We start from the raw sequence: 18,693 nt of genomic DNA on the forward strand, positions 1-18,693 counted from the left end.
CTCTTAAGCCAGATTAGCGCCGTAAAGCACGCCTGACTTGCCCTCACTATCTCGCTTAATCTGCAAGCCCATCGCTGCCATGATCTGGAAGTTCCAGTTTGACTGCGGCATAGGACGCGGCAGAGGAACAACGCCAGTAGCCATACCAACCAGCGGCGAAATGACATCCTGACGGCGCTGGTAAGCAATAAACTCATTGCCTGACAATGCGAAGGTTTGACGAACTGCACGCGCCGGAATGAAACCAGTGATAACGCTTAGAACAGTACCACCTGACAGCAGAGTGTTGCCGCCGATGGTTACCGTTGCAGGCTTCATCAAGTTGGCCCAAATCTGCGGAGATACCCACAGGACGTCGTAGGCTTCAACGAAGTTATTGCGCGCGGTTTGACCGAATGCTCCAGACGTGAAGAACGCAGCAATATCAGCTTGTGCAGCAGTGGTCAGGTCAATGTTTGCACCGCCAGCTCCTGCGCCAAGGTTCAGCTTAATGGTGTTGCGGTGGTTGCGCATACCCTGCGCCGGATAGTTCTGCACCTGAATAGTGCTATCACCGTCCAGAACATAGGAGACGATACGTTTATTAAACTTGCGCAGTTTTGCCGCTTGAGAATCGAGGACCAAATCGATACCAACGGTATTTAGCCCAGCAGCCAAACGCCAGTTAACACCGTAACCAGCAGTGAACACCGGGATCGGGTCACCATCACTGGAATATTCAGTGTGATCGAATGAATATGGCGGCTGCCCATCCAGGCTGATAGATACATCATCAGCGATATCACCAACCATGTTGTACAGTTTCGCGGTTTTCCCAATAGGGAGAACGGTCTGGATCCCCATCAGATCAGTGACAATTTCCATACCGGTTTCTTGGTCGCGCAACTGAATAATTTGACGGTCAATTTCAGCCCAGAAATCACGGCCCAAACCATCACCAAGCAGTGCGTTTGCAGCCAGCATTTCTGGCGTCATTAAGCTCTGGTTAGCGGCAACCATGCCACGGTGTTGCGCATCGAACATATTGCGGTTAGCCCACAATTCATTCCAGTGACCGCGCAGTCGGCTATTCGTAGCCAGCGTATTAGCATCAAAATACATCTGATTCTCCTTAGGATACAGTTACGCTGTCAGCGCGAACGCGGATGCGGATAAAATCAACTGCCGCAGTAACTACGGCATCTTGGCAATAGCCAATAATTTTGTATGTGCCAGCAGCGGCGGGGACAGCAGCAGCCAATCCTGCAACAACGGTGATCGGCTGGTCTTTGGTGTAAGTTCCTGCCGCAACACGCACAGCAAACTCGCGCCCCTCTTCCAGGTAGTTACCAATTGCGGAGTGGCCGGAAGGGATCTGATCAGTGATGCCCAGACCTTCATGGTATGCATTATCCAGCACGTACATGCGGCCAACAGGAGTAGTAGCCTGTGCAAACAGTTTGCTACCGTTGATCACAACAAAAGTGCCGGGATAAAATGCGGCGGCGGTTTTACGGGTTTCCGTTTTGAACAGGGAATCACCGTCAATATTAACGCGACGATAACGAGTCATTATTTAGCACCTCCGAAATGGGTTGCTGGATCTGGCGCTCCGGTTTCCACCTGAGTTTGTGCTGAGTTGGTACCCAGCGGGGCCGCTTTGCCGAGCGACTTAAACATTGCATCCAGAGCTTCGCCAGACAGCGCGTTAGCCACAATTTCACCGTGAACTTTTGCTACTTCAGCACGCTTTGTTACTTCTTCTGCGCGTGAGTTAGCGGTCAGTGTGTCTGATAGCGCTTTGTGGTTAGCTTGTAGCGCATCAACCTTGTCAGAAAGTGGCTTCAATGCCTTTTCTGTATTGGTAGCCACAGCCTCACCAATCATGCTGCCGATTTGTTCCATTTCTTCTTTGGTTAAAGGCATGTCGCCCTCCGTATTATTGCTATTGTTTGCAGGTGAATCCTGCGGAGTAAAAAGGGATTTAACTTTGTTTGCGATTATGGAAACCCATGACTCTTGACGGGTTACCGCTGTTCCTGTGTCGGAAAAAGTAATTTTCCCACCTTCAGATTTGTAGCCGTAGACTTGTGCGTCGCCGCCGTTCTTGATGATGACTGCCTGAGAATCTGTGAAGTCAGCAATCCATGCGTAGTCGTTATCTCCAGGTGCAAACCGGTCCTTTGCGGCTTTCTCTAACCGGCGCTCACGTTCACGAAACGACTCGCCAATCAGCGCACCAGAATTAGCCTGTAATGGCGTTGCCAGGTCAGCGTTAACCATGAGGCCAACACCTTGCTCTGGAGTTGCGGCCCCGATCTCATGAAGCAGGATTGCGTCGTGATCCATGCGAACAATATCCGCCACCCAGTTAGCCCCCAGCGCACGCTGCTGCTCATTCGGCTCAAGTTCATTAAGGAACGCGGCAACGCTGCTGTGAATTGGCGGGACATCCTCACCTCGTTCGATAGCTTCTACCCGCGCCAGTAATTCGCGACCACCTTCAGATCGGCTGGCGACCTCAACATCAACCCATTTCTCTACATAGATGCGGTTGCCTGATTTCTTAACGTTGCGGTTCCATGCACCAATGTGACCCTGGTTAATACCTTCAGCACTGAATGCTGAGACGAAAGCACCATTAACCTCTGGATGCCCGAGCGGCGCTAATGTCCCCTCAAGCCCAGAATAATGAGCGTCAATCTGTTCTGATGTGTACAGACCGCCATTCATGACCACATTTGCTGGAAGTGTGTAACTCGGCAAAACCCAGTGCTCTTTGCCGTTGTATTTCTCACGACGAATTGATTTGTTATTCACCCTTGTGGTGATGTTTACCTGAATTGACATGATTTATTCCTCAGCCCACGGATAGCCTCGTTCAGCCATTTTTTTTCGTTCCTCTTTGAGCTTTTCGATAATTGAAGGGGCTAACGGCTTACCTTTGTCGTCAACCAGCGTTTCAACCTGGCTGCAATGGCAGTTGATTGAGTTACCGTTAATGGAGTACCAGTCGCGAACCTCTTCGACGGTGTACAGATGTGAATGCCGTGCTGCGTGTGTCCTGCGTGTGGTAGGCAATAATGCAGAGATATGAACGAGCATTGTTTTCAGTCCAAGGCTCTGCGCATCTTCTGCCTCTTCCCATCTCGCCCGCCTCAATGCGCCTGGTATTTCTGTTTGCGCTATGCGATTAGCTCGCCGCGTTTCAATACCGACTTGGTCACGCAGGTTACGTCTAACCTCTCTCGGATTAAGTCCTCGCCCTATTCCATCGGTGAGAACTCTAGCCATTTGCTGCTTGGTTTTAGCTGTAAACCCCTTCATCTCTTCAAATACTCGCGCATAAGTCAGAGCCATGCGGCGCTGGTACGGAGTACTTAATAGAATGGCTTGCAGAGATTCGCGACTGGCGGCGTATGTTGCTGATTGCTGGCTAAGGTTGACGTATGCCTGATTTGTACCTCGTATCGCAGCAGGCTCGACATAATCCTCAGAAAACCACAGATAGTTTTGTCCGCCTTCCAATAGAACAGCATCGACGAGAACACTCGCATCGTTCAGCACGATGTTGAGTAGTAGCGGGTCGAGTTGGTATTCATATCTGCGATTGACTGCGGGTGAGGCGGGGAATCTATCAAGTGCGTCGGTGTATGCTTTCTGAACCTTCTTTAGCCGCCTGGCAAAATCAGCCATCGCCTTTCGCTCTAAAGAACTTAACCCGGTCGGGTCACTCTTATTCTTCGGTATTATCGCCGGTTTCGGTTTCGCGGCCATCGTCAGTCTCTCCTAATGGTTCTATACCATCCGGCTCGTAACCTGCCGCAACGCGAATCTCTTCACCACTAAATACCGCCTCGCCGGTTGACATTGATGTGCTATTGATTTGAGACATCTTCACAGCGCTGTCCAATTTCTCAGATGCTGTTTGCTCGTTCAGTTCATCCCAGATAACCGTTTTCATTGAAACTGAATCAATGATGCCAAGGTCGATTAACTTGTTGCAGAAATCCTCGATATCAAATGACAGAGCGCGATTACGGCGGGATTGGCATCGCGTGTTGAAGTAACGATTATCTTCTGTGCTGGCCCGCTCACCTGTTTGTGACATAGCCAAGATTCGCGCAGGGATATCAACAGCAGATGAAGCAGTTTGTAGATTGACGTTATAGGTCGGTTCAGGGTCAGCAACTGCGGTAACAAGCGGCGTTACACTCGCACCCTGCGTCGTCAAAAGAACATCATTCCCGCGATTAATCTCAGTGGCCGCTTCGTTAAACTTATCCTGAAGCTCATCAACACTTACCCCATACAGGGAAGCGAGATTGCTAAAGTTAATTTCTTTTTCGAAGTTGAGATTAAGCTGCCTTGCTGCGTTCTTGAGGAATGACTCACCAGACCCACCCTCAACCTTTTCTAAGCTAACAAAGGCGTTATATGCAGGCTCAAGGAATCCGATAGCGTCACGACTGTAATCACCCAAGATGAAAACGCGGTCAGGGTGAATCCTCACACGCCGACTTGCCCCGTTAGGGAGCATTTCGGTGTATTGCCACATCTTCGGATTGCCGTATGAGGTGGAATTAAGGTCAGTATCCCACTCAGCCGGAACTAATGAACCTGCCCATACAGGCGTTAGCTTCTCTAACCCGCGTCCTTTGACTACTGGCGTATTCCAGGCACCACTATCGCGGACATGAAGCAAAATCCCCGAATAGCGCCCAACCAAGCGACGTATGTCAGCATCAGCGAATTGTTGCCACAGGCGATTATTGAATACGGCTTTAAGGCTTTTTTCCCACGGAGTTACAGCGCCTGATTCGTCCTTTTTCTCACCCTCTATAATTTCTGGATTACTCAGCCAGCATGTACCAACAAGCTTGTTTACCGCGCCATGGGCGATACCACCACGGCGGTAGAGCTTGTACAGATCATCAAAGGTTAATTCCTCTTTGAATCCGTACTCACACCATGCGTTAGCACGTTTGGCGTCAAGGCCCATACCAGTATTGAGTAGTCCCATACGAGCGCGAGCCATGGCTGAATCACTGATTGCGCTGTTAATCTGCAATGCATGGTTAACAGCAAGCTGTAATTTGTCTGTCATGCTGTTTCCATTCGTTGGTTGTTAAGCAATAAAAAGGCCGCCTGAGCGACCTTATTGGATTGGTGAGGTGACTGGACTCGAACCAGCACTCAGGATCGGCAAAAGCATCATGCCTAACCTGCTGGCGTTAACCAGTTGATGCATTACTCTACCCATCTAACCCGCAAGCGGGAATTGAGTTACACCTCATTTTCAGTTTATCTACCCATTAGTCGCTTCGGAATCATCATGCCCATAGACTGCGGCTTATGTTTTATATATCCATCTAAACCGTAACGAACACCATCCCAGCAGTGGTTGTTCTTGTCCTCGATCACTGGCAACACTTCGCCAGTAGTCCGGTCTGTTTTGTACGAATACAGCCTGGCCTCTTTTGCTGTCTCTTTGCAGCGAGGATGGATGATGATCTGCTTAAACCCACGAAGGCAGGTTATTCCGTCCTCAACGCTACCGGCCCACTTCTGAGCAGCGGCAATGTTGAAGCCTTGCGTCTTGATGTGGCTGATAGTCTCAGGCCGTGAGTTATCAGCCTTGATGGGCCACTTGCGAGCCTGTGGTATACCAGGGAACTTCGCCTCGTCAGTGACCTTCCACTCTTCAAGCTGCTTAGGTTTGGCACCATCAACGCCAGCGTAGAATTTCCACATATCATCCAGCTCGACGCCGTGACCGTAAGCCTCGTATTCGATGTACAGATTGCTGTTGAGGATAAACATGCGGATAAGCGTGCTAGGGTCTTTCGCAAAGCCAAAGTCAGCACCGAACAGTAGTCGTTCTGATTGCTCCCACAGGTCATCAGCAAAGCTTTGGACGACGTACTTGTTCGCCAGCACTTGCTTGTCAGAGTTTTCAAGGTAAGCGCCTTCCCATATCCACGCGTAATCGGCATAGTCCAGGGTAGCTAAATCTTCGAGACGCTCCTCTTCAAGAACGTCAGGGAACCACGGATTGTCGCTGTAGTTCATTTCGACAATCATTGAATTTTTTGGCGGAGTTTTCCGGTAGCGTTTATCGGTCGCGCTGCCGTCTTTCTCTGGGTTCCACGTTACCCAGATTTCAGAATTATTCTCACGTACGGTGGGGCGGAGCTTTTTCCAGGCGATGTCCGATACAGACTCAGCTTCATCTACCCAGGCTACCAATATACGGGCCTTGGATTTAATGCTGTCTAGGTTATGGCGCAGGCCGCAGAACACGTAACTCACGCACCTGTTTTTGGTACGAATGTATTTCTCGCCAATGTCGAAGTAATCATCCAGCCATGGAACGGAGCGGATTGCCTGCTTCACCTCTTCCATAGAGGACTCTTCGAGCGAGTTCATATACTCGCGAGCGCAGAGAATAACGCCGCTTATGCCTGACTCGGCTGCCTGGTAAGCCTTAATCGCAGTCATCAACGCAAATGTGCGTGTCTTCGCGGAACCACGCCCGCCGTATGCGCCACGGTAACGAACGCCTTCAGTGGCGAATACAGGTACTAACTTAGCGGGGATTTGGAGATCAACTTGGCTTTCCATTTAATGGCTCGACCCCTACCAATCTGATTGTTGTTGGCTTTGGTGCCATACTGCCGTCAGATGACGTGTGATCTACCTTCTGGCGGTTGGTATAGGCATCGCCAACTTCTTTGGCCGCCTGCTCCATTAGCTGGGCTGTCATTCCGAAGTTCTTCATTTTTTCAGTGCTCGCCGCCATACGATTCAAGGCGCGGAGCCGGTACGCTTTATTAGCGATTGGAATATCAGATATTTCGGTTTGAAATCGAGTGCGAGTTGAGTTGAAAAGGTCTATCCATTTCTGCCCCAGATTCTTCGCGATGGCCTTTGTCGGGTCGTATGAAGAAACCTGCTGAAGAGTCAAGGTGAGGTTGAATTCTTGTTTCACCTGCGCGACCACTTGCGATGGTGTGTCATAGCAGGCCAAGGCTTGAACTATGAAGGCTTTGACCTCTGGTTTTAGTGCAGCCATTGGCATCCTCCATGACTAACGTAATGTAACTAATCAGGCCAGTTTCAGCAGGCATGTTCCACACGCCCTGGCAACGTTAAGATGGGCTACCTCAGCAGGTTTGTTTGCCGCATCAATCATTTCCTGTACTTCAATGCTCGCACCATATCTGCGAACTACACCGACAAACTCTTCAACGTCATGTCCGCGCAGTTTCAATGTCGGTTGCCCTTCTTTGTTGAACTTGGGTGCTCCGAATTCGTCCTTTGCGTGACTGATGTGATAAAGCTCATGTTCTATCAGCGCACAGAACTGGAGGTCAGAACATTGAGCGCAATAATCAGCAGCCAGGGTAATGATGAATGTCGGTACATCGCCGAACCATTCGTACATCTGCTGTTCCATTCGGGCTTTTTGCCAGCCGCCAGCTCTCATTGCTACCTGCTCAGCTTGACCAAGAACAGTGCGACCCTGCTTTTCAAACGCAGATGATGCCCACATGATTTTTATGTCAGCGTCAATTAAGTGTCCGTGGTCGGGATTGTGTAGCTCGCCTTCGTCACTGAGTATTTGGCTGTTAACCCACTCAAGAACTTCAGTGGCGGGGACTAATTCAATGTGCGGTCTGAACTCATTGACGAATGACAATGGCGGATATGGCCGCTTCATTTGTGTGTCTGAATTAGCCATAACAGAATATTCCACTGGTTGGTAAAGTCTCCCGCTCAGTAATGGTGAGACCGACATGATTGCAAACATCTATAAGATTCTGTCAAAGGCACTTAATCAGCACATTTTGCAGAGTTTTATAAATTGAGAGCCGTTGTGAAAGTGGCTCTCAATTTTAGGTTTCTAATTTCACGCGGATTTTGCTTATTTCTTTGCCTGATTCTGATCTTCCGTCGCTAGTAGAACATCGAGAAGGACCTCAGCCTTCTCAACATTCGATAGGCCAATAGATATCCGGCCACAATTCAAATACTGGAAACCATCCTTCAAATAACGGCAGATAGTTTCCAGTTGCTGTTTCTCGCCGTTGGTCATGTTCGGGTTACCTTCCCTTTCCCTGTTTCAGCCAGCACGTAACAAATCAGCTCATTGGCTTCCTGAACCAGTGATTTGATCTTTGATACATGCCCCGCTTTCACACTCTTCCACTCATTAAGTCCGGTGCCGAACATGCTAGCAATGCGCTTATCATGCTTCATATCCGCACAAGCCTGGTTAAGTTCTTCCATGATGCTTTGTTTGCGGGGATTGATTGCTACGCCTTTAGTCCAGTAGTCATGCAGAACAGCAAAACATTCCTCTTGATACTGGATCAGCTTGTCGCGAATGTCGGCACGTACTTTTGCGGGGTTAATGCTGAATAACCAGCCGTTAAGTTTGCGAATGGGGATACAGAGCATTTCCTGAACTCCGCCACGCGAAGGCATGGTCATATGACCACACCCATACTTTCCCTTTTGAGCTATTAATTTTCTATGCTGTGATTTCCAGTCCAGCCCGATAGCCTCAATAACAGGCTTCATTGCCACATACTCAACACCGCCTTCACGGACAGTCGTCAGTTTGTCTCCATTAAATTCAATTTCTGTAATGACTGGATATTCCATTGTGTATTCCTTTTGGAAATGACCCTCAGTGCCCAGAAATGACAGCCCATAGAAGCTCACCAGCTATACCGGCATTCCTCTGAGGCTCATTTCCAAACAGGATCTATGGTTGGTTACGCCGGGCGTGGCGTTAGATTTACTGCATAAAAAAAGCCCGACCTAAGTCGAGCCTTCTTATTCGACCTGCCGCTATAAAACGTCAGGTGATATGTGTGTTGTACTCAAATTGCGACAAGCGCGGCTTTGCGACTCCTCTCGGCGTTGCTACACCACTTATGGCTTACCCGTCAGCAAGATAAGCCCAGTGAAACAGGCAATCACCTCCATCGAGAGAAGATATCTATTTAACCTTTCAAATACTCATCGGTATGGACATACAGTTCGCCGGTGAATAGTGTTGCGCTGCCTGCATCTACAACCACAGACGCATGAGGGTTGGCATTATCGTTTAGCCACTTAATTAATGGCTTAGCTGCATTTTCAAATGCGGATGAATCATAGGCAAAGGTAGGGCTGTTATCTTTTTCCATTTTGATTTCTCTTATTTATTTCAGGCACACGTTATTGATATACGCCTGCAATCCGGTTATTTGGCTTGTGGCAATTCCGATACGCTCTCTGAGACTGATATAATCCCGTTGAGCGGACTCAGTAAGTCTGGCGCTGGCATCATCAGGGATGCTGGCGGGGCCGGTGATTTCGGACACTGGCTTTGTGCATGTTGCGTTGAGTTGCAACCGCTTAGTGCCATTAGCGATATCAGCACGAAGGCGCTCGTTTTCAGATTTGGCATCTGCTAGTTCCTTGGTGTGTTTGATATCGATGGCGGCTACTGCTTGACGCTGGGTTTCTATCTGGTCGAGAGTGGCTTGTTGCTGCTTGGCTACCGTGGTTAACTCGGATACATCACGATTGAGCGATTGCACTCGGTAGTGGTAGTAAGTTAGTCCAAACAGTGAAGCGATAAGCACGGCGACGAGAGCGGCGGTTAATTTCCCAGACATAGCGCCTTCTCCTTCTCGCGCCTAACAACCAGTCCGGGGAGCTGTTTCCCGCCACCATATGTCCAGCGAGGGAATTGATAACAGGCTTCAGTAAACTTCCCTTCTCGCAGCATTCGATACATCGTTGATTTCTGCATCTGGGGGCAACCGGCATTAAAGGTGATCGACGTGACTGCATCAAACTGGCCTTGGTTCAACTTGTTGCCATTTCCGTATTTGTTCACGCAGGATTCAGCCTGAAGAATGTTCTTCTCCCAGTCTGCGGCGATCTGCTCATCAGACTTTCGGGCGCCCTGCTTAACACCATGTGTATTACCAATGCCATCGGTCAGCACTCCGGCCGGACATACGTATGGGTCACGGCGGCATGATTCAGCATTACCAATAAGCTCTAAACCTTTCTCGCTAGTCCTAACCGTTCCGTTAGATACGACGATTGCAATAATGGCTGATATGGCACAGGCGGTACCGGTAGTGACGCGCTTTAGTGCTGACATTAATCAGCCTCCATTCTCTGCAAAGCCTCATTCACCACAGAGATTGCTTCAGGGTTAGTCTCGGCTGTCTTATCTTCCAAGAATTCACGAAGCAATTGAGTGCGCTTCTGCTCTTCCTTGAGTTGCGCATCCTTTTCACGCCGGTTCGCGTAATACGTTTTTATTGTGAACCAGGCACTAATCAAAGCGCCGACAATAAAAATGTAATCCTGAGTGCTCAAAACAGAGAACGCGGCAAGTGACCCCGTCCACCAATACTGTAATTGGCTTGTGTCGTTCATTTTCATGACCCACCTCCCCATCCGGGGAATTATCTTCCCGGCGATTGGTCGGGTTCGTATGCTGTTATGTAGGGAATAGCTCCCGTCGTTTCCACTTTTCGCTAGAGGGTGTTTGCGTTTGATTGGTGTAGGCGGGAGCTAAATAAAAAAGGCCCACCGAAGTGAGCCTTAAAAGTTGGTATGCGCGAATGTAGAATGCAAAAAGCCCAAGGCGTTAACCTCGGGCTCATAATTTTACCGACCTCTCAGCCAGTGTGGTTGGAGTTCCAGACCTAAGTCGAAGTGACCAACTCGGCGGTATCTATGGTTAACAAGTGCCGCCGCAAAATCTTGTTTACCAACTCAACGGATGCAATTACCACCGTTAGAGATGAATATAGTCCATTTTTCCGGTAAATGCAAGACTTTGTTTTTATAATGTCGCCATCCGTGGCAATCATGCTCCCATCGTGTTCTATCGGGTTACTTTTGCAAGCATTGAATCAGCCACGCCCTCTTCCATTAGGCATTTCGTTACCAGCAGCTCATAGAGCGGCTTAAAACTCTCGTAGCATGTGCTGGATGCCAGTTCAGGAAGATGCTCTCTAATAGCCTCGTAGACGTCAGAAAACTTAAGCCGCGAATATCCACGACCTGAACATTTCCCACAGGTTTTATAAACCGGAATCCCCTGTTGTTCTGATTTCTCTTTGTCCACCACAGTGCCTTTCCCATTACACCGGCATGAGTTTGAAACCACACCTTTCCCGCCGCACGGTTTACATAGCAATTTTACTTTTTCACGCAGATCCCTATGAACTTCATACTCAGAAGGCCGGAATCCCTCAATTCCAAAGCTAATTGAGCCTTTAACGATCTCCCTGTTGAATAGTGGCATTGAAGTTTTAGTCGTGAATACCTCTGACTCAGTAAACCCCTCCCCATTGCAACATTCACACTCGCGAACGCTGGCAGCACTACGCGCATAATCAGCAAACGCATATCTTGCGAGAGTTTGCACGACGCTTTGTTTAATATTCTTATCGAGCTTTGAGATTGCTTTGTATTGACTGGTTTCTTTCAATGCATACTGAGTTAGGCTTTCCACGGCGCTATCTGGACTACTGATACCTTGTTTCGCTAAAAACAGTTCAATCCCCATCTTCGCTTTAAGGCCTGCCAGCCCAAGCGATGCCATAACATCGGTGATTGATAAAGAATCAGAAGCCGTGGCCCGTGGAGCGTCACTTATATGAAGGCTTTTAGGTGAGAAAAACTTTGGTAATGCTTCTAGTCTCATGCTGCCATCTCCTGAATGATTATCTTCCCAATTTCGCCCCACAACTTTGTTACCCGACCATCCCAAATACGACAGTCGTCTTCAAAAATGGCGTCAAGCAGCGCCTTTTCGAGGTTGTCTTTATCGGGTTTGGTTTGGTGTGGCTTGCCGTTCATTTCGGAGCGCTTCTTTTTGCTCCAGCTTGGTGGCATCGGGATTATGAAAGTTACGTGATAATGTGATTCAGGGAGGGATATTCGATTTAGCCTTACTTCATCGCAGAATGCTCGGTATCGTAGAACTGGTGGTCTTTTCTTCCATTTATCACTCTGTGTCATCCTTGGTTTGGGTATGGGTGTTATGTGATATTCGGTCATATCTTCACCTTATTCTCCGACAGTAGAATTGCCTGCGTTCTCACCATTCCCTCTAGGTGAGCCAAGTGCGCACTCTCGATGTCCATGATGTGCGTACGCCGGTCTATTTCGTCATGGCACGCAGAGCAGCACCATGCGCCGAAAAGGTCAGGTGGCTTGATTCCGGTACCGCATATTCCCGATAGCCGGTAGTGGGCCAGCACTACGGTTTCGTTATTACCGTTACAGATACCTGGTAACCTAACTTGGCACTCGCGGCCTCTAGCCTCTTTGCGTAAGTTCGCCATCTCTTTTCTCCTTCGCTGCTTTATCAATGCATTTCTGATGAGCGTAGGTTTCACCCTTGTTAAGCATCAGGAAGCAGAAGATACATATTGATTGGGGGAGTTCAGGCATGGCTATTCCCCTTGAATTTGAATCATCGTCAATTCACGCCCTGCCCCAAAAACTGCACCAGTGTCGATGTAGAGTTGGTTTTTAAACTGGCTGGGCTTGCTCATCGGCGTGTGACCGAATATGAATTGCTTGGCCCCGGCGATTTCCTCCTCTTTGCCACCCAGCGCATACCTCACGCGCTCACGATTCCATATGACGTGCTGCTCGCTCACCGGCTTACCGAAGTGATAACTGTCTGATGGGTAATCAGCGTGGGCTATTACGTATTTGCCGGAGTCAGTATCAACCTCGATAACTAACGGCAACTTTTCAGCCATTGCTATCAACGCCCTAGCCAATACTTCTTGGCCATAATCGAGGCAGAAAAACCACATCCCACCATTAGCTAGCCAGTTATTTACATCACCTGAGCCATTAAGTGCATCAATCGCCATCTGCTCATGGTTGCCACGAACGGCACGAAACCAAGGCTGCGTTATCAGGTCAAGGCATTCGACGTTCTGCTCACCGCGGTCAATCAGGTCACCTACCGATATCAGCAAATCTTTGCTCTCATCGAAATCTACTGAGAGTAATTTCTCATTGAGCATGTCTAGGCAGCCGTGGATATCGCCAACAACGAATATTCGTCGATAGTCGGCCCCATTAATTTTTTGGTAAATATCACCCATGGCTGCTCTCCCTGTCTTTCATCATCAGGAATACAATCATTGCGGCTCGGAGGGCGCTGTCATCGTAGTAACCAATCATGGTTTCATTGGATAATGCATATGGCTTAAACGTGTCGTCTTTCATTTCATGCCATTCCACATTGATTCTGTTTTCTGAAATTATTTTCCACGCATCATCGATATTTTTGCATGGGTCGAATACCGATAGGCCTACAGCCATATGCCAATGACAAAGCTTGTTATAATTTTCATCAAGATTTGCCCACTCTAGTCCAAGGTAATTTCCCACCTCTTTAGAAATTTCATCATCACTCATTGCTAAGTAGTCTTTCATCGCGCTCTCCTTACTCTGTCGAATTTGGCGCGCAGCAAAACGCATATGTGATCATATGTGGGTATTTCGCTGACGGGGATTTGTTTGGTTGGCTTGGTTCGGTGGGATACTTTGAATATTGAGTTTTCCATTACTGCAACTATGCTGCTTTGCCTTTGTCGCATGGCCTTTCCTCTCGCCATTTTTCAAACCAGAAAATAACCGGGTCAGGTTTCATATCAACAAGCCCCATTCTGACGAGTGCCTTACCCTTCCCTGAGCGTAAAAACTCTCTGCGGCCGTCATCAATAATTCTTCGGTAATCTTCCAAGCTATTGCAATGCTTATGTAAATTGCATGGGTGACATGACGGAACCAGATTTTCAATATTGTCCCTGTCCTGATAAATCATCACTCCGCCAGTTCGTATAACAGGCTGCGCATGGTCGGCATGCCATTTATCGGTGAGTTCACACCCACAGTAAGCGCACTTGCCGCCGAACATTTCCCGCAGTTCTGCTCGCTGTTTTTTCGATAGTTTCATGCTGCCCTCCCGAAATAATCATTGGTATAGCGAACCTCGCGCAGCTTCACGCCACTTCCGACCGCCCACGCCGTGCTGTATTCAATCAGGCTGGTCATGCGCTTAATGCCCATCTTGGCGGTCGATTCCCTAATGTTGCAGAACTCACCTTCAAGACCAGGTACTACTTCCGCGCCCATGCCGGTTGCCATTGCGTGGCCCGACACAAACAGCATCTTCCACTGAACTAGATTGCGCTCTTTATCCATCCACAACGCCTGCTTAGCCACGTCACCACACAATGCGTGGAACATGCTGTTTTGCAGTAGAGAGCGGTCAAAGTCGGTGATTCGGATTGTTATGGGGCGGTGGTCATCGAGGGGGAGTTGGTTTATTGCTGCTATCAGGTTTCGTCTTACTTGTTCGTTTCGTAGAAAGAATATTTGTTTATCCATGGTCTTCACCATTGAAAACTGTCCACTGACCTACGCCGTGCCATACGAAGTGTCGATTGCGGATTGAGTCATATGTCTGTCCAACGATTAGATGCCCTGTGTATTCAATCCACCATTGCCTAAGCGTCCGAGAAAACTTGCGCTCATGTCCATATTTAATCTGAACGGCAGTGAAGCAACGAACCAGGCTGGTAGCAATGAAAGCAGGCCAGATAAACCAGCGCCAAAAAGTAATGACAAACGTGAGTGCTACCAGAGCATTTAAAACGATTCCTGAATATAAAAAATAGGCTTCACTGGTCATAGTGGCTTCTCCGGCGCGGCTAGAAGTGGCATCCAGTGGGTTACAGTAATGGGATAAAACTCAATGCCGTAATTGTACTCGTACACCTGAGCAAACCAACCTGGGCCATTCGCATGGTATTTAATGTACTGCCCGACATGAAGCTCAACCCCAAAATCAGGAAGCGGCCAGATAAGTACAAAGTCATCATCTTCCGGCATCCGGTCACTACACTTAATCCAGCCTTGCGGAATAATTTCAGGAATATTTTGTTGTTGGTTTTGTGGTTCCGGCGCGGCGGCTAGCATAGCTCGATAGATTGAATAAGGTAGGTAACTCTCCCCCTCGTGCGCTTCTCTAGCTGCCTGAGCCATTTCAGCAGTAAGCTCAATCGGAACCAGTTTCCAACCTTCCGGTATCTCCGGAGAGTTCAACTGTGGGGTGGTGTAAACGATGCGGCGGCGGGTGTGGTCGTATTGGTTATAAAATCCTTTATCGCAGTCATACCAAACCCATTCAATGCCGCCGTTAAAGTCGGTACCTATCCCTGACTGATACTGATAAACCGGCTCAGCCATCTTTGCAGCTAACGCGATGCGGGCTAGTGAAAGCAGTAATCTAGGGCTTACAGGAAACTCATCACTAGTTGGCGTGTTGTGAATCTCCTGCTGGCAGGTACTTATAATTTCTTCAATCTCTTCTACAGTAAAACTATCTAATTCTTTCATGGCCTTTCTCCCAATAACTTTTTCATCAACGCATACGTTTCTGGCGCTCGGTTGTCGGCCCTGTTTGCTTCACGATTAATCAGCGTGGTTAGCTCATCCCAATTCTCGATAATTGGTGCGAACTTTGGCACCTTTTTGGCAATAACTGGGAAGTATTCGCGTATCTCTGGTATTTCATCGAGAAGAAACATGCAGCGGCGTAAGTCGGAAGGGTCACTCGGTGGCTTGAAGTGATCGCTGTAGAAATTCTTATCGAGGCCGAGAGCTATAGCCGCCATTGTTGCAGAACTTATTCCTACGCGATCCTTAGTCTGCCATTTGATAACTTTCATCGCTAATTCACTCATTCACTCTCTCCCTTGATTCGAATACCGGCAGTGCGGATGGCTATTTTTAAGGCTTCCTGCAACTCTTTAGCCACGTGGTCCTTGTATCCGTCGAAAGGCGGAATAACTGCCTCAATGCTTTCACGGCTGGCTGCCACCCTTTCCACAAATCAATGTATGAGTTGGCCTCCCATGCACCATAGCTAATCACTGCATAACCGGTCCTATATCTGATTACGTGCCTTGGGATCGGAAACGTTGCTTCAAAGTCAGACTGCGATTTAGTTATGTCCATCATGTTCCGTCCTCGATTCGTATCTGGCGCAGGTGATAGCAGTCCAGGCAATCAGTTGTGCGCGTTTCATGTGAAGTTCTTTCAACCGGTCAAGCCAGATAAATACCGGGCCGGTGTAGCCGTTGTGAGCAAGGCGAATATATTGCTCAATGGTTAATTCATCCTCGTGAGTGAGTTCCATCAGAAACCACCTTGTTTTTTAGTTGACCGCCGCTCAGATTCAGCCGCCTTAGCTTTTGCCTGCTCCTGGTTGCAGTCATAGATTGCGCCGTGGCGCTGCTCAACGAATACCACGCCACTACTGCCGTGCCGGTTAAGCCGGAGTAGTAACTCTGTATCCTGCTGATTGGCGTTCTCGTCATAAGCGCCTTCACGATATATTCCCAGCCAGTAATCACAGTCTTGTTCAATCTGTCCTGTGTCGCGGGAGTCACTTGGTTGAGGCCGCTTATTGACGCGTTTTTCTAAATCACGGTTTAGCTGAGTCAACAACACAACAACACAATCCAGCTCTTTGGCGAGGTTCTTTAACCCCTTGGTGATCATCCCGTAAGCCAGATCATTGCGGTCTGCTTTTTCGGCGGTCATCAGTGTCAGGTAGTCAACCAATACCATGCCAACAACGCCACGTTCGCGCTTAATGCGGCGGCACTCAGAAACAATGTGAGACAGTGGAATCCCCGGCGTATCATCAATGTACAAATTGCCACTTCTTGCCAGCTCTAACCCTTTCGCGGATGCCAACGCAAAACGGTTATCGTCGTACCCATCAAGATAAAAGTTACTGCTGGATACTCCAGAGGCTTGGGAAATCATGCCCTCACCAAGTTGCACACCAGGCATTTCAAGGCTAAACGCCAGCGCCGGAAGGTTCTCATTCAGTGCGCAGTTGATTGCCATGCTTGAATAGAGCGTTGTCTTACCCATTTTGGGGCGGGCACCGACCACGAACAGTGAACCTTTCACAATTCGCTTAGGTTCCAGCATGGCGTCCAGTGATGCTATCCCGCTGGTTAGTCCAATGGCTCGCGGGTCACCGGAAAGTCGCTGATCAACAACATCAACCCAATCTGAGAACACACTTTCGAATGTTCGCAGCCCTCTGCGGTTACCTGTCTTGGCGTGATCTGTGATCTCGGTAGATAGCGCCTGTATTGCCTCAAGCTTTTGCGTTGCTGTCATGCCGTTGTTGGCATAAAGCAACTCGGTCATCGCATTGGTTTTGGCAATGCTGTAACGGGTGATCGCCTTATCGCGTACTTCCATCGCGTAATGCACGATATTCGCGGCGCTGGGGGTGTTCTTCGACAACTCAGCCATGTAAGCAAAACCGCCTACAGTGCTGCTGATCCCCTTGTTCTCCATCTGGTTGTACAGCGTTATCAGGTCTATGGGGATCTGCCTGCTAACTAAGTCTTTAATTTCTGCAAAAATTACTTGGTGTGGGCGTGTGTAAAACGATTCGGGTTTCAGCATGGATAGGACTTTAGCGACGTTATCACTGCCGTCATCCAGCATCAGGCCGCCAAGAACGCTTTGTTCAGCATCGAGGTTGTGTGGTGGTGTTTTGTAATCAACGGTCATCCTTGTCTCCTTCGCGTACATCCCGATAAAGCTTTTCTGACAGGAAGCTATCAAACTTCATCCTGCGCCATGTCTTGCCACTGCGGTTATCAGGGCGGTCTTCCAGCATCCAGCGGCAGTTCTCGCTGATGTACTTGAGATACTCCCTGAACCCCTGCATCGTCAGCGGTTGACCGTTATCCATCTGACGGGCAATTTTATTTGCCTTAGCCCAAAATCGTCTAATCAGGTTGCGCCGGTCATCATCCATTACTCGCCAACCTCTGGCTTCTGGAAGTTCGTCTTTCAGGCATTGCCAGACTTCTTCACAAGATATTTTCTGCTTGGCGTCTGTTGGCTTTTCAGCCTCTAAATCCTCACCGCCAGTTGCACACTTAATATCTTTAGATATTAAGAGATCTTTAAATTCATTGTTTGTGGCACTCTGTTGGTAATCTGTTGGCACAACCTCCGCGCCAGCGCTTGGTGCAAGCGGCTTTGCGTTGGCACTCTGTTGGTAATCTGTTGGCACAATATTTGGCTGATATTCGTCGTATTTTGTGACGTAAATTAGTGAGAATTTTTTGGTGGTTGACTTGGTGATCATCCCAAGTTTTTCAAACTTACCGATTAGATATTTAATGCGGTTACCGGTAATACCGGTTGCCAGTTCCAGCTTATTGCGACCGGTCATAAATTCACCACGGCGAACCATGACATCACCCAGCTCGGTATTAATTATTGCCGGTGCGTGATTGGCGATAAGTATGAAATGGAACCACAGGTGAACCGCTTCAGAATCCGTCCTGTAGAAAGGCAGATCCATTATTTTCCTATGCATCAAGGCAAACCCCTTACCGGTTGCCTCCGGCCTTACTGTGTCTGGTTGACGAAACGCTAAGACGTTACTCATTGGCTTTCCCCTGCATAGCCTTAAGCTCCTTGAATTTCTCAACGAGCTTGTTTCCGAATATTGGGTTGTCCACGCATACCATGACTAATTCGTCTGGCTTTGCAGAACGCTGCTGAGTAACTTCTCGCTGTTTTGCGTTAGTTTTCTTTCGCATGTATAGT

General features: G+C 48.5%; 28 protein-coding genes. All 28 read right to left on the minus strand.

Annotation, left to right across the window (positions count from 1 at the left end):
• Nucleotides 1-3 precede the first annotated feature (3 nt).
• Nucleotides 4-1,101, minus strand: a complete 1,098-nt coding sequence (locus tag A6J67_RS20050) for a major capsid protein (RefSeq protein WP_080608372.1) — start codon at nt 1,099-1,101, stop codon at nt 4-6.
• Between the two features lie 10 nt (nt 1,102-1,111).
• Entirely contained in the window at nt 1,112-1,552 is a 441-nt protein-coding gene (locus tag A6J67_RS20055) for a hypothetical protein (RefSeq protein ID WP_080608373.1), read from the minus strand.
• On the minus strand, nt 1,552-2,829 hold the full coding sequence (locus A6J67_RS20060; RefSeq protein ID WP_080608374.1) for a hypothetical protein: 1,278 nt from the start codon (nt 2,827-2,829) through the stop codon (nt 1,552-1,554). Before A6J67_RS20060 ends, A6J67_RS20055 begins: the two co-directional genes overlap by 1 nt.
• Nucleotides 2,830-2,832: 3 nt before the next feature.
• Nucleotides 2,833-3,756, minus strand: a complete 924-nt coding sequence (locus tag A6J67_RS20065) for a phage minor head protein (RefSeq protein ID WP_080608375.1) — start codon at nt 3,754-3,756, stop codon at nt 2,833-2,835.
• Entirely contained in the window at nt 3,716-5,086 is a 1,371-nt protein-coding gene (locus tag A6J67_RS20070) for an anti-CBASS protein Acb1 family protein (protein ID WP_080608376.1), read from the minus strand. Before A6J67_RS20070 ends, A6J67_RS20065 begins: the two co-directional genes overlap by 41 nt.
• A 197-nt stretch (nt 5,087-5,283) precedes the next feature.
• On the minus strand, nt 5,284-6,603 hold the full coding sequence (locus A6J67_RS20075) for a PBSX family phage terminase large subunit (RefSeq protein WP_080608377.1): 1,320 nt from the start codon (nt 6,601-6,603) through the stop codon (nt 5,284-5,286).
• On the minus strand, nt 6,587-7,054 hold the full coding sequence (locus A6J67_RS20080; protein ID WP_080608378.1) for a DUF2280 domain-containing protein: 468 nt from the start codon (nt 7,052-7,054) through the stop codon (nt 6,587-6,589). The genes A6J67_RS20075 and A6J67_RS20080 overlap by 17 nt, the downstream gene beginning before the upstream one ends.
• A gap of 33 nt (nt 7,055-7,087) precedes the next feature.
• Entirely contained in the window at nt 7,088-7,702 is a 615-nt protein-coding gene (locus tag A6J67_RS20085) for a putative metallopeptidase (protein ID WP_050297981.1), read from the minus strand.
• A 204-nt stretch (nt 7,703-7,906) separates the two neighbouring features.
• A complete protein-coding gene (locus A6J67_RS23570) occupies nt 7,907-8,077 on the minus strand; it encodes a hypothetical protein (protein ID WP_192945344.1) in 171 nt (56 codons plus the stop codon).
• Nucleotides 8,074-8,649 carry a phage antirepressor N-terminal domain-containing protein gene (locus tag A6J67_RS20090; RefSeq protein WP_080608379.1) on the minus strand — a complete coding sequence of 192 codons (576 nt, stop codon included), beginning with the start codon at nt 8,647-8,649 and terminating at the stop codon, nt 8,074-8,076. Before A6J67_RS20090 ends, A6J67_RS23570 begins: the two co-directional genes overlap by 4 nt.
• Nucleotides 8,650-8,993: 344 nt before the next feature.
• Nucleotides 8,994-9,179: a hypothetical protein gene (locus A6J67_RS20095; protein ID WP_080608380.1), complete on the minus strand. Its 186-nt coding sequence runs from the start codon at nt 9,177-9,179 to the stop codon at nt 8,994-8,996.
• A gap of 15 nt (nt 9,180-9,194) precedes the next feature.
• Nucleotides 9,195-9,653: a lysis protein gene (locus A6J67_RS20100; protein WP_080608381.1), complete on the minus strand. Its 459-nt coding sequence runs from the start codon at nt 9,651-9,653 to the stop codon at nt 9,195-9,197.
• On the minus strand, nt 9,638-10,150 hold the full coding sequence (locus tag A6J67_RS20105; RefSeq protein WP_080608382.1) for a lysozyme: 513 nt from the start codon (nt 10,148-10,150) through the stop codon (nt 9,638-9,640). The genes A6J67_RS20100 and A6J67_RS20105 overlap by 16 nt, the downstream gene beginning before the upstream one ends.
• Complete coding sequence (locus A6J67_RS20110; RefSeq protein WP_049528949.1) at nt 10,150-10,431, minus strand: hypothetical protein; 282 nt, start codon at nt 10,429-10,431, stop codon at nt 10,150-10,152. The genes A6J67_RS20105 and A6J67_RS20110 overlap by 1 nt, the downstream gene beginning before the upstream one ends.
• Nucleotides 10,432-10,885: 454 nt before the next feature.
• A complete protein-coding gene (locus A6J67_RS20115) occupies nt 10,886-11,710 on the minus strand; it encodes an antitermination protein (RefSeq protein WP_080608383.1) in 825 nt (274 codons plus the stop codon).
• Nucleotides 11,707-12,066, minus strand: coding sequence for a RusA family crossover junction endodeoxyribonuclease (locus A6J67_RS20120; protein ID WP_080608384.1), 360 nt, complete (start codon nt 12,064-12,066; stop codon nt 11,707-11,709). Before A6J67_RS20120 ends, A6J67_RS20115 begins: the two co-directional genes overlap by 4 nt.
• Nucleotides 12,063-12,353 carry a DUF1364 domain-containing protein gene (locus A6J67_RS20125; protein ID WP_042562425.1) on the minus strand — a complete coding sequence of 97 codons (291 nt, stop codon included), beginning with the start codon at nt 12,351-12,353 and terminating at the stop codon, nt 12,063-12,065. Before A6J67_RS20125 ends, A6J67_RS20120 begins: the two co-directional genes overlap by 4 nt.
• 111 nt (nt 12,354-12,464) lie before the next feature.
• A complete protein-coding gene (locus A6J67_RS20130; RefSeq protein WP_080608385.1) occupies nt 12,465-13,133 on the minus strand; it encodes a metallophosphoesterase in 669 nt (222 codons plus the stop codon).
• On the minus strand, nt 13,126-13,467 hold the full coding sequence (locus tag A6J67_RS20135; protein WP_192945345.1) for a phage protein NinX family protein: 342 nt from the start codon (nt 13,465-13,467) through the stop codon (nt 13,126-13,128). Before A6J67_RS20135 ends, A6J67_RS20130 begins: the two co-directional genes overlap by 8 nt.
• A gap of 139 nt (nt 13,468-13,606) precedes the next feature.
• Nucleotides 13,607-13,990, minus strand: coding sequence for an HNH endonuclease (locus A6J67_RS20140; RefSeq protein WP_080608387.1), 384 nt, complete (start codon nt 13,988-13,990; stop codon nt 13,607-13,609).
• Nucleotides 13,987-14,424 (minus strand): recombination protein NinB, encoded by a 438-nt coding sequence (locus tag A6J67_RS20145; RefSeq protein WP_080608388.1) that lies wholly within the window; start codon nt 14,422-14,424, stop codon nt 13,987-13,989. The genes A6J67_RS20140 and A6J67_RS20145 overlap by 4 nt, the downstream gene beginning before the upstream one ends.
• The gene (locus A6J67_RS20150) at nt 14,417-14,728 is read right to left on the minus strand and encodes a hypothetical protein (protein ID WP_042546561.1); all 312 of its coding nucleotides are present in this window, start codon (nt 14,726-14,728) and stop codon (nt 14,417-14,419) included. The genes A6J67_RS20145 and A6J67_RS20150 overlap by 8 nt, the downstream gene beginning before the upstream one ends.
• Complete coding sequence (locus tag A6J67_RS23740; protein WP_226967864.1) at nt 14,725-15,435, minus strand: DUF551 domain-containing protein; 711 nt, start codon at nt 15,433-15,435, stop codon at nt 14,725-14,727. The genes A6J67_RS20150 and A6J67_RS23740 overlap by 4 nt, the downstream gene beginning before the upstream one ends.
• Nucleotides 15,432-15,782, minus strand: a complete 351-nt coding sequence (locus tag A6J67_RS20160) for a hypothetical protein (protein WP_080608389.1) — start codon at nt 15,780-15,782, stop codon at nt 15,432-15,434. The genes A6J67_RS23740 and A6J67_RS20160 overlap by 4 nt, the downstream gene beginning before the upstream one ends.
• 260 nt (nt 15,783-16,042) lie before the next feature.
• Nucleotides 16,043-16,237, minus strand: coding sequence for a hypothetical protein (locus A6J67_RS20165; protein WP_080608390.1), 195 nt, complete (start codon nt 16,235-16,237; stop codon nt 16,043-16,045).
• Nucleotides 16,237-17,640, minus strand: coding sequence for a DnaB-like helicase C-terminal domain-containing protein (locus tag A6J67_RS20170; protein ID WP_080608391.1), 1,404 nt, complete (start codon nt 17,638-17,640; stop codon nt 16,237-16,239). Before A6J67_RS20170 ends, A6J67_RS20165 begins: the two co-directional genes overlap by 1 nt.
• Nucleotides 17,630-18,532, minus strand: coding sequence for a DNA replication protein (locus A6J67_RS20175; protein WP_080608392.1), 903 nt, complete (start codon nt 18,530-18,532; stop codon nt 17,630-17,632). Before A6J67_RS20175 ends, A6J67_RS20170 begins: the two co-directional genes overlap by 11 nt.
• The gene (locus tag A6J67_RS23575) at nt 18,525-18,686 is read right to left on the minus strand and encodes a hypothetical protein (RefSeq protein WP_192945346.1); all 162 of its coding nucleotides are present in this window, start codon (nt 18,684-18,686) and stop codon (nt 18,525-18,527) included. The genes A6J67_RS20175 and A6J67_RS23575 overlap by 8 nt, the downstream gene beginning before the upstream one ends.
• Nucleotides 18,687-18,693: the final 7 nt, after the last annotated feature.

This window comes from Yersinia sp. FDAARGOS_228 (assembly GCF_002073315.2).
In the GTDB taxonomy this organism is placed as follows: domain Bacteria; phylum Pseudomonadota; class Gammaproteobacteria; order Enterobacterales; family Enterobacteriaceae; genus Yersinia; species Yersinia intermedia.

What these genes read in the sequence shown, in the direction of transcription:
- A6J67_RS20050 (WP_080608372.1), bottom strand. Translation starts at nt 1,101, where the DNA reads ATGTATTTTGATGCTAATACGCTGGCTACGAATAGCCGACTGCGCGGT.
- A6J67_RS20055 (WP_080608373.1), bottom strand. Translation starts at nt 1,552, where the DNA reads ATGACTCGTTATCGTCGCGTTAATATTGACGGTGATTCCCTGTTCAAA.
- A6J67_RS20060 (WP_080608374.1), bottom strand. Translation starts at nt 2,829, where the DNA reads ATGTCAATTCAGGTAAACATCACCACAAGGGTGAATAACAAATCAATT.
- A6J67_RS20065 (WP_080608375.1), bottom strand. Translation starts at nt 3,756, where the DNA reads ATGGCCGCGAAACCGAAACCGGCGATAATACCGAAGAATAAGAGTGAC.
- A6J67_RS20070 (WP_080608376.1), bottom strand. Translation starts at nt 5,086, where the DNA reads ATGACAGACAAATTACAGCTTGCTGTTAACCATGCATTGCAGATTAAC.
- A6J67_RS20075 (WP_080608377.1), bottom strand. Translation starts at nt 6,603, where the DNA reads ATGGAAAGCCAAGTTGATCTCCAAATCCCCGCTAAGTTAGTACCTGTA.
- A6J67_RS20080 (WP_080608378.1), bottom strand. Translation starts at nt 7,054, where the DNA reads ATGGCTGCACTAAAACCAGAGGTCAAAGCCTTCATAGTTCAAGCCTTG.
- A6J67_RS20085 (WP_050297981.1), bottom strand. Translation starts at nt 7,702, where the DNA reads ATGAAGCGGCCATATCCGCCATTGTCATTCGTCAATGAGTTCAGACCG.
- A6J67_RS23570 (WP_192945344.1), bottom strand. Translation starts at nt 8,077, where the DNA reads ATGACCAACGGCGAGAAACAGCAACTGGAAACTATCTGCCGTTATTTG.
- A6J67_RS20090 (WP_080608379.1), bottom strand. Translation starts at nt 8,649, where the DNA reads ATGGAATATCCAGTCATTACAGAAATTGAATTTAATGGAGACAAACTG.
- A6J67_RS20095 (WP_080608380.1), bottom strand. Translation starts at nt 9,179, where the DNA reads ATGGAAAAAGATAACAGCCCTACCTTTGCCTATGATTCATCCGCATTT.
- A6J67_RS20100 (WP_080608381.1), bottom strand. Translation starts at nt 9,653, where the DNA reads ATGTCTGGGAAATTAACCGCCGCTCTCGTCGCCGTGCTTATCGCTTCA.
- A6J67_RS20105 (WP_080608382.1), bottom strand. Translation starts at nt 10,150, where the DNA reads ATGTCAGCACTAAAGCGCGTCACTACCGGTACCGCCTGTGCCATATCA.
- A6J67_RS20110 (WP_049528949.1), bottom strand. Translation starts at nt 10,431, where the DNA reads ATGAACGACACAAGCCAATTACAGTATTGGTGGACGGGGTCACTTGCC.
- A6J67_RS20115 (WP_080608383.1), bottom strand. Translation starts at nt 11,710, where the DNA reads ATGAGACTAGAAGCATTACCAAAGTTTTTCTCACCTAAAAGCCTTCAT.
- A6J67_RS20120 (WP_080608384.1), bottom strand. Translation starts at nt 12,066, where the DNA reads ATGACCGAATATCACATAACACCCATACCCAAACCAAGGATGACACAG.
- A6J67_RS20125 (WP_042562425.1), bottom strand. Translation starts at nt 12,353, where the DNA reads ATGGCGAACTTACGCAAAGAGGCTAGAGGCCGCGAGTGCCAAGTTAGG.
- A6J67_RS20130 (WP_080608385.1), bottom strand. Translation starts at nt 13,133, where the DNA reads ATGGGTGATATTTACCAAAAAATTAATGGGGCCGACTATCGACGAATA.
- A6J67_RS20135 (WP_192945345.1), bottom strand. Translation starts at nt 13,467, where the DNA reads ATGAAAGACTACTTAGCAATGAGTGATGATGAAATTTCTAAAGAGGTG.
- A6J67_RS20140 (WP_080608387.1), bottom strand. Translation starts at nt 13,990, where the DNA reads ATGAAACTATCGAAAAAACAGCGAGCAGAACTGCGGGAAATGTTCGGC.
- A6J67_RS20145 (WP_080608388.1), bottom strand. Translation starts at nt 14,424, where the DNA reads ATGGATAAACAAATATTCTTTCTACGAAACGAACAAGTAAGACGAAAC.
- A6J67_RS20150 (WP_042546561.1), bottom strand. Translation starts at nt 14,728, where the DNA reads ATGACCAGTGAAGCCTATTTTTTATATTCAGGAATCGTTTTAAATGCT.
- A6J67_RS23740 (WP_226967864.1), bottom strand. Translation starts at nt 15,435, where the DNA reads ATGAAAGAATTAGATAGTTTTACTGTAGAAGAGATTGAAGAAATTATA.
- A6J67_RS20160 (WP_080608389.1), bottom strand. Translation starts at nt 15,782, where the DNA reads ATGAGTGAATTAGCGATGAAAGTTATCAAATGGCAGACTAAGGATCGC.
- A6J67_RS20165 (WP_080608390.1), bottom strand. Translation starts at nt 16,237, where the DNA reads ATGGAACTCACTCACGAGGATGAATTAACCATTGAGCAATATATTCGC.
- A6J67_RS20170 (WP_080608391.1), bottom strand. Translation starts at nt 17,640, where the DNA reads ATGACCGTTGATTACAAAACACCACCACACAACCTCGATGCTGAACAA.
- A6J67_RS20175 (WP_080608392.1), bottom strand. Translation starts at nt 18,532, where the DNA reads ATGAGTAACGTCTTAGCGTTTCGTCAACCAGACACAGTAAGGCCGGAG.
- A6J67_RS23575 (WP_192945346.1), bottom strand. Translation starts at nt 18,686, where the DNA reads ATGCGAAAGAAAACTAACGCAAAACAGCGAGAAGTTACTCAGCAGCGT.